This window comes from Poritiphilus flavus, assembly GCF_009901585.1.
GTDB classification, from domain to species: Bacteria; Bacteroidota; Bacteroidia; order Flavobacteriales; family Flavobacteriaceae; genus Poritiphilus; species Poritiphilus flavus.
On record NZ_WXYO01000009.1, the window covers coordinates 98,237 to 111,108 of the forward strand.

General features: G+C 45.2%; 10 protein-coding genes. 4 read left to right on the plus strand and 6 right to left on the minus strand.

Annotation, left to right across the window (positions count from 1 at the left end; genetic code table 11):
• The first annotated feature begins 160 nt into the window (after window positions 1–160).
• Genes GTQ38_RS19620 through GTQ38_RS19630 form a run of 3 tightly spaced genes read left to right on the plus strand, consistent with a single transcriptional unit; the run spans window position 161 to window position 4,638 of the window.
• Complete coding sequence (locus tag GTQ38_RS19620; protein WP_161437283.1) at window positions 161–2,542, plus strand: efflux RND transporter permease subunit; 2,382 nt, start codon at window positions 161–163, stop codon at window positions 2,540–2,542.
• 19 nt (window positions 2,543–2,561) lie between these two features.
• On the plus strand, window positions 2,562–3,335 hold the full coding sequence (locus tag GTQ38_RS19625) for an outer membrane lipoprotein-sorting protein (protein WP_161437284.1): 774 nt from the start codon (window positions 2,562–2,564) through the stop codon (window positions 3,333–3,335).
• Between the two features lie 19 nt (window positions 3,336–3,354).
• Complete coding sequence (locus GTQ38_RS19630; protein WP_161437285.1) at window positions 3,355–4,638, plus strand: hypothetical protein; 1,284 nt, start codon at window positions 3,355–3,357, stop codon at window positions 4,636–4,638.
• Here GTQ38_RS19630 and GTQ38_RS19635 read toward each other — a convergent pair.
• Together GTQ38_RS19635 and GTQ38_RS19640 are read right to left on the minus strand one after the other, a co-directional pair.
• The gene (locus GTQ38_RS19635) at window positions 4,635–5,786 is read right to left on the minus strand and encodes a serine hydrolase domain-containing protein (RefSeq protein ID WP_161437286.1); all 1,152 of its coding nucleotides are present in this window, start codon (window positions 5,784–5,786) and stop codon (window positions 4,635–4,637) included. The genes GTQ38_RS19630 and GTQ38_RS19635 overlap by 4 nt on opposite strands.
• A gap of 108 nt (window positions 5,787–5,894) precedes the next feature.
• Window positions 5,895–6,719 carry a LytR/AlgR family response regulator transcription factor gene (locus GTQ38_RS19640; protein ID WP_161437287.1) on the minus strand — a complete coding sequence of 275 codons (825 nt, stop codon included), beginning with the start codon at window positions 6,717–6,719 and terminating at the stop codon, window positions 5,895–5,897.
• A 94-nt stretch (window positions 6,720–6,813) separates the two neighbouring features.
• On the opposite strand from GTQ38_RS19640, the gene ctlX reads away from it, so the two are divergent.
• Window positions 6,814–7,746 carry a citrulline utilization hydrolase CtlX gene (ctlX, locus tag GTQ38_RS19645; RefSeq protein WP_161437288.1) on the plus strand — a complete coding sequence of 311 codons (933 nt, stop codon included), beginning with the start codon at window positions 6,814–6,816 and terminating at the stop codon, window positions 7,744–7,746.
• Between the two features lie 62 nt (window positions 7,747–7,808).
• Here the strand turns inward: ctlX and GTQ38_RS19650 are convergent, their stop codons facing one another.
• The 4 genes from GTQ38_RS19650 to GTQ38_RS19665 form a co-directional block, all read right to left on the minus strand.
• Complete coding sequence (locus GTQ38_RS19650) at window positions 7,809–9,305, minus strand: BCCT family transporter (protein WP_394350974.1); 1,497 nt, start codon at window positions 9,303–9,305, stop codon at window positions 7,809–7,811.
• Window positions 9,306–9,355: 50 nt separating this feature from the next.
• Window positions 9,356–10,861, minus strand: a complete 1,506-nt coding sequence (locus GTQ38_RS19655) for a carboxypeptidase-like regulatory domain-containing protein (protein ID WP_161437289.1) — start codon at window positions 10,859–10,861, stop codon at window positions 9,356–9,358.
• Window positions 10,862–10,935: 74 nt separating this feature from the next.
• Complete coding sequence (locus GTQ38_RS19660; protein WP_161437290.1) at window positions 10,936–12,360, minus strand: SDR family oxidoreductase; 1,425 nt, start codon at window positions 12,358–12,360, stop codon at window positions 10,936–10,938.
• Window positions 12,361–12,373: 13 nt separating this feature from the next.
• Window positions 12,374–12,799, minus strand: a complete 426-nt coding sequence (locus GTQ38_RS19665) for a hypothetical protein (RefSeq protein WP_161437397.1) — start codon at window positions 12,797–12,799, stop codon at window positions 12,374–12,376.
• Window positions 12,800–12,872 lie beyond the last annotated feature (73 nt).

Here is a 12,872-nt window from a genome sequence, read left to right on the forward strand (position 1 = left end):
ATTTTTTTGACCTTTACTAGATGACCGGTCAATTATTAAATGAAAAATAATTCCGGAATCTGTCCAGTAAAGAAAATTTGAATCGTCTTAAGAACATAAGATTAACACGTCGGTCTAACCAATTGAGTATACGACTGGTCAACTATAAATCCTAAAAACTATGAATGCACTTAAAAAAGCAGGAAATGCCACAAATCGATTTGCCAAAAATTGGGCTTCATTTGTGATCCGTTACAAATGGCCCGTTTTTATCGGAACCATCTTACTTGCCTTTGGTCTGGCTTCCCAGGGCAAAATGGAATTTGATGGGGATTATCACGTTTTCTTTAGCGAATCCAACCCGGAATTAGAAGCCTTTGACGCCCTCCAGGAGAAATACACCAAAGATGACAATGTAATCCTGGTCCTCTCTCCCTCCAATGGGGATGTTTTCACCAGGGAAAACCTTATTGCCATTGAAGAACTGACGGCCGAAGCCTGGAATACCCCATATTCCTCAAGGGTGGATGCCATTACCAATTTCCAGCACACCCGGGCCGATGGAGATGATCTTTACGTGGATGACCTGTCTTACGAAACCAGTTTAAAAACAGAAGCTGAGATCAAAGAGATAAGGGTAACCGCGCTCAAAGAACCCCTGCTGGTAAACAGGATCATAAACGAGGCTGGAAGTGTAACCGCCGTAAATATTACCGTGAGACTACCCGGACTGGATAGTGCTGCAGAGATTCCTGAAGTTACCAAGTTTACCAGGGACATGATCGCGGCTTTTAAGGAAAAGAACCCCCAATTCGAAGTACACTCTTCCGGTTTGGTCCCCTTGAATACGGCTTTCTTTGAGTCGTCTCAGCGAGATCTGATGCTTACCATGGTCATGCTTCTCATCGTGATAGTGACTACCCTGATCCTGACCCGTAGCTTTTTCAGTACCATATCCACCCTGGTGGTGGTTCTATTCTCCATAATCAGTGCCGTAGGCTTTGTGGGGATCATGGGAATTAAGCTTACACCGCCCTCCGCTGTCTTTCCGACCATGGTACTTACCCTGGCGGTGGCAGACAGTATCCATATTCTCATTACCATGTTACAGAAAATGCGAAAGGATGGACTGGGCAAAAAAGAAGCGCTTGTAGAATCCATGCGACTGAACTTTATGCCGGTGCTGATCACCAGTTTAACAACTGTTATTGGTTTCCTGACCATGAATTTTGGAGAGGTTCCTCCTTTCTGGGACCTGGGTAATATCACTGCCTTCGGAATGACTATGGCTTTTCTTTACTCTACCACCACTCTGCCTGCCCTGATGGCCATATTTCCGGTAAAAGTGAGGCAAAGGGATGTTGAAAAAGAGCAAAAGATCGGCTGGTATACCAAACTGGGGTATTTCGTCTCCAGGCAACCTGCAAGGCTAACCTTAATTAGCTTTACGATCATTGCAGTGCTGGCCTATATGGCCACAAGGAACGTTTTCAATGATGAGTTTATCAATTATTTTGATGAGACGGTCGACTTCAGAACAGATACGGATTACATCAGCAATAACCTGACAGGGATATACAATATTGAGTATTCCATAGGTAGCGGTGAAAGCGGTGGGATCAACAACCCTGAATATCTTCAAAAGCTCAACGAGTTTGAAGATTGGTTAAACGAGCAACCCGAAGTAGTCCATGTGAACGCCTTTAGCGAGGTGGCCAGAAGGGTTAACCGCTCTATGCACGGAGATGAAACAGCTTACTACAGGGTTCCTGACAACCGGCAGGAAGCTGCACAGTTTTTACTCTTGTACGAGCTCTCCCTGCCTTTCGGGTTAGATCTGAATAACCAGATCAATGTGGATAAATCTGAAACCCGTGTAACCGTAACTATCGAGAATATTTCCAGTGCAGAGATGATCGCCTTCTCTAAAAGAGGAGAGCAATGGTTGAAAGACAACGCCCCGGAAGCCATGCAATCCCTGGGTGTGAGTCCAACCCTGATGTTCTCAAAACTGGGCTTCAGACAGGCGGAAAGCATGTTCAAAGGCAATGTATTCGCGATCGTACTTATCACCCTGGTACTCATTCTCGCCCTGCGAAGCCTGAGGTTAGGACTGTTAAGCATTATTCCAAATGTTACCCCTGTTCTGGTCGGTTTTGGAATCTGGGCGCTCTACAAGGGGCAGATAAACACGGGAATGGTAATTGTTTTCGGGATGACCCTGGGGATTATTGTGGATGACACAGTACACTTTATGAGTAAGTTCCTTAGAGCCCGGCGGGAGTTGGGTTACGATGCCAGGCAAGCCGTGGTTTACGCTTTTGAGACAGTAGGAAAGGCTTTGGTGACAACTACCGTCGTGCTCCTGGCTGGCTTTGCCGTACTTTCCACATCTTCCTTCGCCCTGAACAGTTATATGGCCCGGATTACAGTGATTATCATTACCGCAGCCCTGATCATCGATTTCATATTGCTTCCTTCACTGCTCATCCTGATCAGTAAAAAAAGCGAAGCAGTGGATGAGGTTAAAGAATTACAACCCCAAATTCAATTAAATAAATAATAAAAAAACACACATAATCATGAGAAGAATAGTAATTGCAGCAACAGCGCTATTTGCAGCTAATACATTAAGTGCACAGACCCCGGAAGAAAAAGGACTACAGATTGCAAAAGAAGCGGAAAAGGCTGATTTGGGATTCGGTAGTTCTATCGTAGACCTAAAGATGACCCTTAAGAACAAGAATGGCCAGACTAGTGAGCGCTTCCTGACCACAAGGACCCTGGAACTGACAGAAGACGGGGATAAATCCCTGATTGTTTTCAATAGTCCAAAAGACGTTAAAGGAACGGCCACTCTTACTTTTACTCACAAAGTAGGATCGGACGACCAGTGGTTGTACCTTCCATCGATCAAAAGGGTAAAGCGGATCTCCTCCAATAACAAATCCGGACCCTTTGTCGGAAGTGAGTTTGCTTACGAAGACCTATCCTCACAGGAGGTAGAGAAATACACCTACAAATTCCTGGAACAGAATGGCGATCTGCTATTAGTGGAACAGGATCCCGTTGATCCGAAGTCTGGTTATACCAGGCGTATAGTAACTTATAATAAAGACAAAGGTTATCGCCTGGAAAAGGTAGAATTCTACGACCGTAAAAATGCCCTGCTTAAGACCCTTACCTACAGTGACTATAAACTGTACAAAGACAAGTTTTGGAGGGCCCTTACTTTTGAGATGGTAAACCACCAGAGCAATAAAGAAACATTGCTGAGATTCAGCGAATACGATTTCGGAACAGCGCTTTCGGATGACGATTTCACTGAAGTAGCGCTAAAACGGGCCGGAAATTAGATCAGGGCTAATTCAAAAAATGAAGGATAAACTGGTTGCCGGGAAATTTACCGGCAACTGGTTCCCTCCTTATGATAGAAGATATACCATGAAGAATTATAAGATCTTTCCATGGATTCTTGGCCTGTTTTTTTTGACTGTTGCTTCCGGGCAGGACGACGGGGAAAAGGCTTCCAAACCTGAAGGAGAATTTGAGCTGGAGTTGGAGACGGAATACCGCTACTTTTACAATGATGCGCAATTTGAAGGTCAGAAAGATCACTATCCTTCCATTGCCTTCCGCCCGGAATACACCCTGGAGTGGAACAAAGGTTACGAAAGCATAAATTTTACAGGTTTTCTGAGGCTGGACAGGGATGACGAAAGGACCCACTGGGATATACGTGAACTCTATTACCTCAAAGCAAAGGGTAACTGGGAGTTGAGCGTGGGCCTTAAAAAGATCTACTGGGGTGTTGCTGAGAGCAATCACCTGGTAGATATTATCAATCAGACCGATGCGGTGGAAACCTTTGATGGAGAAGAAAAGCTGGGACAGCCAATGGTACAGTTTTCCTGGGTAACGGACAAGGTTGGTACTTTTGATTTCTTTTACCTGCCTTACCATCGTAAACGAACTTTCGCGGGCGAAGCCGGTAGATTGAGGTTTGGTACAGTCATCAACCAGGATGATCTGGGCTACGAAAGCGGGGCCGAAGAGTGGCGGCAGGATCTGGCCGTTCGTTGGAAGCACTATTTTGGGATCTTTGACCTCGGGCTTTCCCATTTCTACGGGAACGGCAGGGAGCCTCTTTTTACTTTTGACGCCCAGGGGAACATCAACGCCTTTTACCCTGTGATCCATCAATCAGGGCTGGACCTTCAGATCACTCACGGAGCCTTTCTCTGGAAACTGGAGTCCATTTACAGGCATGCGGACGCACAGGATTTTGTGGCTCTGGTAGCGGGCCTGGAGTATACCTTTAGCAATATAGATGGCAATGGCCTGGACATTGGATTATTGGGTGAATATCTCTACGATGAAAGAGATGAATTAGCCCTGACAGCGCTTCAGAATGACATATTTTTCGGAAGCAGGATCGCTTTTAATGATACCCAGGACACCTCTTTTTTGCTTGGTGGAATTGCAGACCTTGATGGAAGTAGTAAGATCTTCAGCCTCGAGGCATCCAGGCGCTTTGGCAGCACCTGGACCGCCGAGATCGAGGCCCGGATCTTCACTGATATCGAAGACAACGAATTGATACTTTCGAATTTCAGGGACGACAGTTTCCTTCGTATCTCGATCTCCAAGTATTTCTAAGGTTCAGAAGGGTCTGCGAAAAGTGCCTGCAATACCTCCATCTGCAGATTTTCGGCTTTTTTCCGAATTGGGGATTCCATCATGGTATTGAAATTGGTGGCGAGGAATAAAATGGAATCGAGTTCGGGAAGGTAGATCAGTACACAACCCGCTCCGATCCCTCCTCCGGAATGCCCTATTCCAAAGGTTACATCCAGATCGTAGTAGGTTAAGCCAAGCCCGTACCTTCGCTCACCATTCTCATCCAAAACCCATTCCTGCATAAGCTCCAGGGTTTTAGGCTTTAGGAGTTTACCTTCAACAAGGCCTTTCAGGAAGTTAACAGCCTCGAGTGTGGAGGTTATCATTCCGTCATCCCCGCGCATTGAAGCCACATTGGCACGTTGCATTTTGGAGATGTTTACCGGAATACCTTCAAGCAATACATCCCAATAAGCCGAGACAAGGTTCAGGTCTTTGGTATGGTTTTGAGGAGTTAGATAAAGGGTGTTCTTTAAACCCAGTTTTTTAAAGATCACCTTCTTCATAAAGGCTTTATGGTCTCCGGTTACCTTGTCGGCAATCAGGGAAAGCAGACCGTAATTTGTATTTCTGTAGGTATAGCGGCTGCCGGGTTCAAACTCCAGTTCTTTGCCTTTGATATAAGCCAGCATTTCAGCTGGACTCAGAACGGATAGCGGATCCTGGACGATCCTGGAGACCAGAATTGGATCCGTGCTGTATTCCGGTAATCCGGAAGTATGGTTTAAAAGCATCCGAACCGTTATTTTCTCACTGCCCTCTATGGCTTGCAACCAGGGCAGGTCCAGATAGTCCACAATCGGGTCGTCCAGGCCTAACTTACCCTTTTCATATAGTTTAAGTATAATTACGGCCATATAGGTCTTACTTACACTTTGCAAAAAATAGCGATGATCCGGGCCTAACACTTTTTGCGCTTCAAGATCCGCATACCCCTCTGCATGCGACCAATAACCCACTCCTGGGTTGTAGACGGTCAGGGCAAGACCCGGAATACCTAAATCCGTATATTTTTTAAAGATTTCTTTGATCGCCTGCTGCCTTTCCACAGGGAATTCCTGTTGCTGAGCATAGCCGAAATGAAAGATCAATGCGGCAAGAATTGTGATAATTGTTCTTTTTTTCATGATGAATGTTTTGGCAAATTTGCAGGCTCAGCCCCAAAAACAGGCCGTTTTTAGACTACTTTTTGTTGAAGTGTAGTGATTTCTGCTCTGAAATGTGGTTTTTGCATTTCAGTCTGCCTGAACTGCATTCCGAAACCATCTTTTAAAATCGGGTGCAGTAAGCCTGCTGATGGTCAGATGATCCGGGAAACCGGAATCTTTTAGTAATTCTGCTCTCAATTTTCCATTTGCTTCCCTTTGATAACCCTTAATGAGATCCCGGTGCACAATGAATTTCCGATTGAGCCTGAAGAAGGACTCTTCCGGAAGCCGTGGCATGATCTTATTCAAAGACCCCTCCAGGACATAGTTCCGACCTTCTTTCGTCCTAAGATATGTTGCTCCATCTTCCACGTAAAAGCCAAGGATATCCTCAAAGCCCAGGGTGGTCACGGACTTTCCAAGTTGTACTTCGAACCCCCTTTCTCTGATCGCTTTGTCTCTAGCCCGCAGCGACATGGTATTACGCCATTGATCGTAAAAATATATCCCGATATAAATACCGTTGATCACCAGGATCCAAATAAAGAAAATGAAGAGGTTATAGGTGTAAAATTTTGTTGGCAAGGGGCCATCTCCGAAGAGGGCGTTTACAACTTCCGTTTGCAATATGATAAAGCCCTGGGCGAACAGGTTGGTGAACAGTATCTGAAGCCCAATGCGTTTCGCCGGAGCTTTTAAATAGGGAAGCCAATTATCCAGCCAGAGTATGGTCCTGCGAATGATCCACCAGGCTATAAAACCTGATGCCGTATCTATGGCGTAGGTAGTATAAGTGTACCAATCCCAACGAATTCTGGAATAAGTGAGATGATAGTTTATGGTATTGATCACGGGGATCAGCACCAGAAACAACAGGCTGTCATTGTATTTTCCAAGATACCTGGAGAGCATCTTTCCGGTTTTGATTTAAAGATACCTTAAGTTTGTTTTTGTTACAAAATGATATTCGAATTGATTACATTTACCGCCAATTTTTATGGCCCTAATGAAACAGATCACTAACAGTATTCTGATGATTCGCCCGGTAAGCTTCCGCATGAATGAGCAAACCGCGGTAAACAACTATTTTATGGAGGAAATGGACCTCCAGGAAGGAGTTATTAATGCGAAAGCCCAGGCGGAATTTGATGCTTTGGTCAAAGCGCTGAGGGATAAGGGTGTGAATGTAATAGTGGTGGAAGACAGCCTGGTACCGGACACACCGGATTCCATCTTTCCGAATAACTGGATCTCCTTTCACAGCAGCGGGACGGTGGTGGTCTACCCCATGTTTGCCCCAAACCGAAGACAGGAAAGAAGGGAAGATATTCTTGAGATCCTGGAAGGCGAGGGATTTAAGATCGAGAACGTCATTGATTATACCTCTGCAGAAGAAGAAGGGGTCTTCCTGGAGGGTACCGGAAGTATTATCATGGACCGCGTAAACCAAAAGGTCTATTGCGCGCTTTCCCCCAGGGCGGATGAAGAGCTGATCATTGAATTCTGCGAGGATTTTGACTGCCTGCCAGTCATCTTTACGGCAAACCAAACCGTAGATGGTGAGCGATTACCCATTTACCACACCAATGTGATGATGTGCCTGGCTGAGGACTATGCGGTGATCTGCCTGGACGCTATAGACGACAAGCAGGAGCGAAAGAATGTGGTCAGGAACCTGAAGGAAGATGGGAAGGAAGTAATAGCCATTACGGAAGAACAAACGCAGCACTTTGCGGGTAATATGCTTCAGGTGGCGGGATCGGATGACAAACGCTTTCTGGTGATGAGTTCGCAAGCCTATCACAGTCTTACTCCGGATCAACTGGTGAGGTTGGAATCTTACAATCCTATAATCCACAGTAAACTGGATACCATTGAGACCTGTGGCGGCGGTAGTGCCCGTTGCATGATCGCTGAGGTATTTTTACCCAGGGCCTAAAGAGGCAAACCCCTTCAATTCCATTGGATAATTTTTTTATTGTTAGCTCAGGAAATATTAGGCTAACCTTGGTGTTTTCCAAAAGTTATACTATGAAGAAAAACCAGGGTCATAACCACCATAAACAGGGAGAAGGGTAGTGATGTGATGATCAGGAGTTTTTGAGCAGCCACCAATACATCTATTTCTGGCCTGGCATAGCCAAGGACGATTAATGCCAGGGTGGCCATCAAAACAAACACCGACCAGATCAATCGATGCTGCTTTCTAGGTTTTTGACTGCCGCGATCTGTAAACATGCTAAGGACGAACACTGCGGAATCCACTGAGGTGACCAGGAAACTGATCAATAAGACAATAGTTATGATATTAAGACCTGTGGCCAAAGGGTAGTTTTCGAAAAAGACAAAAATCGAAGAAAACACATTGCCAAACTCCCCCTGGTACTGCCCCCAACCCTCAATGATCTGGAAGGCAGATGTCCCGAAAACGGAAAACCAGAAAAAAGTCCCGATGGAAGGTATTATCATAACTCCCAACAGCAACTGTCTTAGGGTCCGCCCTCTTGAAATACGGGCTATAAAGATACCTGTAAATGGAGCCCAGGCCAACCAGAAGGCCCAGTAGTAGAAAGTCCAGTCCGTTAAGAATTCCAGGCCCGGATCGTAATTCCCGTAGGCAATGCTCATGGGAATGAAATCCAGTAAATACCGCCCGGTGGCCGTTACAAATGACAACAATATGGCGCCCATATCGCTGGTCAGAAAGACGAAAAGCAACAGGATCAGGGTGATAACAATATTGATCTTTGAGATGATCTTTATACCCTTGTTAACCCCCTTCCAGACAGATATAAATGCCAGGGAAGAGATCAGGGTGGCCAGTAGCAATGTAGTTGCCAATCCGTAGCTATCATCGCCCAGATGATTAAGGCCTCCGGTTATCTGCGCAGTGCCAAGCCCAACCGCAGCTATTAAGCCGAAAACTGTAGTAATGATGGTCATTACATCAATCCCTTTACGTGCGGCTTTGTTATGAATAACATCTTCTATGGATGCACTGACACTTACCCGTTTTTGTCTCACAAAAAGGGCGTAACCCACTACCATGGCAAAAAGCCCGTAAAAGGCCCAGGCAGTAAATCCCCATTGATAGAAGGTAAACTCAAGGGCCAGGATCTCAGGCTCCCAGGAAGCTTTAAAAGGTGGATTCTGCTGCATAAATACCGGTTCCTGGACTGCCCTTAGCAATATTCCGGCACCCATCCCGGCGCTGTAAAGCATAGAGATCCAGGCCCAAAGGGAATGCTCGGGCTTTTCCTCCGCTTTTCCAAGTTTAAGTTTTCCCAGTGGGGAAAGCGCAAAAGCTACCAGCAAGAGTACACAACCCAGTCCGAGATAAAGGTAAAAGTGGCCAAAGTAATTCCGAACCCAAACAGAAGCCTGCTCTATGACCTTATAACTTGACTCTGTGAAAACAAAAGCCGTTAAGGACAACACAAACAGAATACCGATAGATATGCTGAGTAGCTGTTGATGTCTTATAAAGGATCTGATGATATGCCTTTCAGGATTCGATCCTAAAGATAGCGGATTTAATGGTACCCGCCTTATTCGGCAGACACCCTAAATTCGCGAATGGCCTTATTGGGCTCCATGATGTTGTAGCCTTCCCAGAATTCCGGATTGTATTGGGCCATGTAAGTTGCCCTAACACTTTTATCCTCCGTGTAGTTGTCAAAACCGCTTTGGTTTATCAATTCGTTTTCAAACACCACCAACTCCCATTTATTAGTGTTGGCCATTCTAAAGTCAATATTGAGCTTAAGTTCGTTCTGCTTTCTTCGGCCCTTTACGTGTTTGTTCTTTTCAATAACATCCAGGGGGCGATCAAAGCGGAACCAACGACCAAAACTAAGGTCCGCGAATTTCAGGTCGTATCTCCCATTGCTTAATTTCCCAAAGCGCATGGTACCCTTATACAGCGTTTCGCGATAAAAAATACCCAGTAACCTGAAATTTTTAAGGTTCCTGAGATTCTCAAAGTCGATCTGCATCACGGCAAAGTCTTCTATATTGATGTACAATCTTCCTTTGAAGTCGGCGCTTCGTTTAGGAATAAATTCAATTACATAGACCCCTTCCTCATCGATCTCTGAATAGCCAGCAATCCTGTACTCGTATTTTCTGTATTTATCAATGAGGTTTAATTTGGTATCCTCCTTGTAATACAGCTCCCCGAGTAACTCGTCGAAAATGTGTTTTTGACTATCCGCCACACCGGAGACCGTGTCTGTTTCCATCTCTTCGGCCAGCTTCTTTGCTTCTTCTTCCTCCATATCACTTAGAATGGAATCTACCTGTACCTTTTGACTGAAAATACCCGACTTTATCTTTAAATATGAATCCGGTTTTACGTTTTGCTTGAACATGGTTTCCATACGTTTACCGAGATCTTCAAAAGAGCCAATATTCTTTTTGTCATAAAGCTCGGCAGCTTTCAGAACATTCACCTTATACTCCTCTTTCGTCTTATAGAAGTCGCCCAGGGTTTCCGAATAATGCGAAGAACTTCGGGGTATGGCCATTGCAATGCTGTCTATCAATGCCTCGTTCAGTTCTTCAATAGATGATTTCTCAAATCCGAAATCTACTTTCTGTATATTTCCAAAGATGGACTGCCTCAGGAAGTAACGCTGCTTGATGGGATCCTTATTTACATTTTGAGGTAAACGCTCAATCATTTTTTCAATGATCTCCTCTGCTTCCAGTTCCTTGTCAAAAAGATAAACTCCGCTTAGCTCTATCGCTTTTGGAGCAATGAAGATCACGGAATCCAATACCTGGTCTGTAGGTAAAGCGGTCCGCTCGTAACCCATGCTGGAGATCACCAGGGAATCCGGTTTTGTTCTCAGCTCGTCAAGGATCAGACTAAATCTCCCTTCCTCGTTACTGATGATCCCCTTGTTTTCCTCGTACTGTACGGTGGCATAGGGGATAGCTTCCTTGGTTTTCGCATCCACCAGTCTGGAACTCAGGGTTTGGGCAGAGGTTGCAGTGCCTAGAACAGTGGTAAATCCAAGAAACAAGAGGTGCCTGAAGAGGTTAGTGCGCATAACAACAGATTTTAAATGCAATTACGGTACTAAGACGCCTTTGGCCTAAAAAAGTTACTTTTTTTGCAGAAATTTTAAGATTTGGAAATGTTTCTGATCATCCCTTCAAAGATGAAATAATGAAAGGGAAGCACACTATACCAATACAACCGCCCCTTTAAGCCGCGTGGCCGGAAAGTGGCCGTTTGGTGTAATACGTCGTTGTCGTCAATTCTAAATTCCAGCCAGGCTTCACCCGGGAGTCGCATTTCCGCAAAGAGCAGAAGTCTTCTTTTTTCCCTGTCTGCAAGCAGTACCCTCCAAAAGTCCAGCGCATCGCCAGGAAAGATCTTGTCCGGATGGGTGCGGCCCCTTCTCAGTCCGACCCCTCCTATCAGCTTATCCATGAAACCCCGTATCCTCCATAACCAGCTTCCGTAATACCAACCCTGTTCCCCTCCGATCTTCCAGATATTTTCAAGCACCCGTTCCCGGTTACTTACCTTGATCTTTTTTTCATCTTTTAATACGCCAAACTTGGGTACCTGAATATAACGCTCCAGGTTTTTCTTAAACCTACCGCTGACCATACTGTCTTTCCAACTGCTAACGACCAGGTTTTGCTCGATCTTTTTGAAAGCCATTGCGATGGCCTCCTGGTAGGTGTGGGTTCGTATTTCCAAAATATCCGCCAGACGGTTGTCTTTGGCTATCACTTCAATTTTCATACTGTCAACCAGGTTTAATGCCAGCTTAAAGGAGGTTGAAGTCACAAAATACAGCCAGTAGGAAGAGAGTTTTGGCGTCATTACGGGCACCGTAAAGATCCAATTTCGGAATCCCCGGGCCTTTGCGTAGCCCTGCAACATTTGCTTGTAGGTCAGTACATCCGGACCGGCAATATCAAAGGAATCATCATAGGTTTTAGTATTTCCCAGTACCCCTGTTAAAAAATGCATGACATCACGGATGGCGATAGGCTGGGTCTTGGTCAGCACCCATTTTGGAGTGATCATAATGGGTAACTTTTCGCATAGGTCTCTGATGATCTCAAAAGAAGAACTTCCCGAGCCTACGATAATTCCAGCCCTGAGTACGGTAAGGGCGTAATCTCCTTCACCCAGGATCTGTTCCACATTTTTACGGGACCACAGGTGTTTGGAGAGGTTTTGGTCGTTAACGATCCCACTGAGATAGATTACCTGCCTTATAGCTGTTCCTTTAACCGCATCGTTAAAGTTGTTTGCGGTCCTGGCTTCCATTTCATCAAAGTCTTTGGTGGAAGTTGCCATAGAGTGGATCAGGAAGTAGGCGGCCTGAATATCCGATGGGATATGCCCTTGCGAGACAGGCCTTAAAAAATCGATCTCAATGATCCTTACTTTAGCCCGTGTCTCCTCGTCAATGGAAAGGCGTTCCTTGTCCCTTACCGCACATACCACCTCATGCCCGGCTTCCAGAAGCAGGGGGAGTAATCGCATGCCGATATAACCATTGGCACCGGTTAATAGGATCTTCATTTGCGTTATTTATTTACAAATCCTCAATGGATGTTGGTGAATTATCCGCTTTGTAATCCAGTAATTTTTTAAAGAACTTCTGGATGGCCTTGGTATCTGCCCGTACTTTAATGAAAAAATGATCCCTGTAAATGGAATAAATGGCTAGGTCTCCCTTATAAATGGATAGTTTGTAAAAGGGGATGACCAGGGCATAGGTTTCCAGCAGGGAGCGAAATCTGACAATGATACCCCTGGGCCTCATTTCTATATTGCAGCTGTTCAGATTATTGTCGAGGATCAGTAGATTTCTGATCTCCACACTCGCCTCGGTGATCATCAATTTTGGGGAACCTATGCCTCCAAGAGCCCATCGTTGCTTGAGTGGGAAAGGTTTTCCAACTTCCTCATCCACTTTGCGGGTGATCTCTTTGTTGTTATAGGAAACGTTTACCAGCATATCAGTCCGCAGCATGGATTTTGGGCGAATGCCCTTTGATCAAACTGCTATATTCGTTCTTTGCATTAGGTGT

Bases quoted from the DNA above. Each gene is read 5' to 3' on its own strand.
- GTQ38_RS19620 (WP_161437283.1), top strand. From the start codon at position 161: ATGAATGCACTTAAAAAAGCAGGAAATGCCACAAATCGATTTGCCAAA.
- GTQ38_RS19625 (WP_161437284.1), top strand. From the start codon at position 2,562: ATGAGAAGAATAGTAATTGCAGCAACAGCGCTATTTGCAGCTAATACA.
- GTQ38_RS19630 (WP_161437285.1), top strand. From the start codon at position 3,355: ATGAAGGATAAACTGGTTGCCGGGAAATTTACCGGCAACTGGTTCCCT.
- GTQ38_RS19635 (WP_161437286.1), bottom strand. From the start codon at position 5,786: ATGAAAAAAAGAACAATTATCACAATTCTTGCCGCATTGATCTTTCAT.
- GTQ38_RS19640 (WP_161437287.1), bottom strand. From the start codon at position 6,719: ATGCTCTCCAGGTATCTTGGAAAATACAATGACAGCCTGTTGTTTCTG.
- ctlX (WP_161437288.1), top strand. From the start codon at position 6,814: ATGAAACAGATCACTAACAGTATTCTGATGATTCGCCCGGTAAGCTTC.
- GTQ38_RS19655 (WP_161437289.1), bottom strand. From the start codon at position 10,861: ATGCGCACTAACCTCTTCAGGCACCTCTTGTTTCTTGGATTTACCACT.
- GTQ38_RS19660 (WP_161437290.1), bottom strand. From the start codon at position 12,360: ATGAAGATCCTATTAACCGGTGCCAATGGTTATATCGGCATGCGATTA.
- GTQ38_RS19665 (WP_161437397.1), bottom strand. From the start codon at position 12,799: ATGCTGGTAAACGTTTCCTATAACAACAAAGAGATCACCCGCAAAGTG.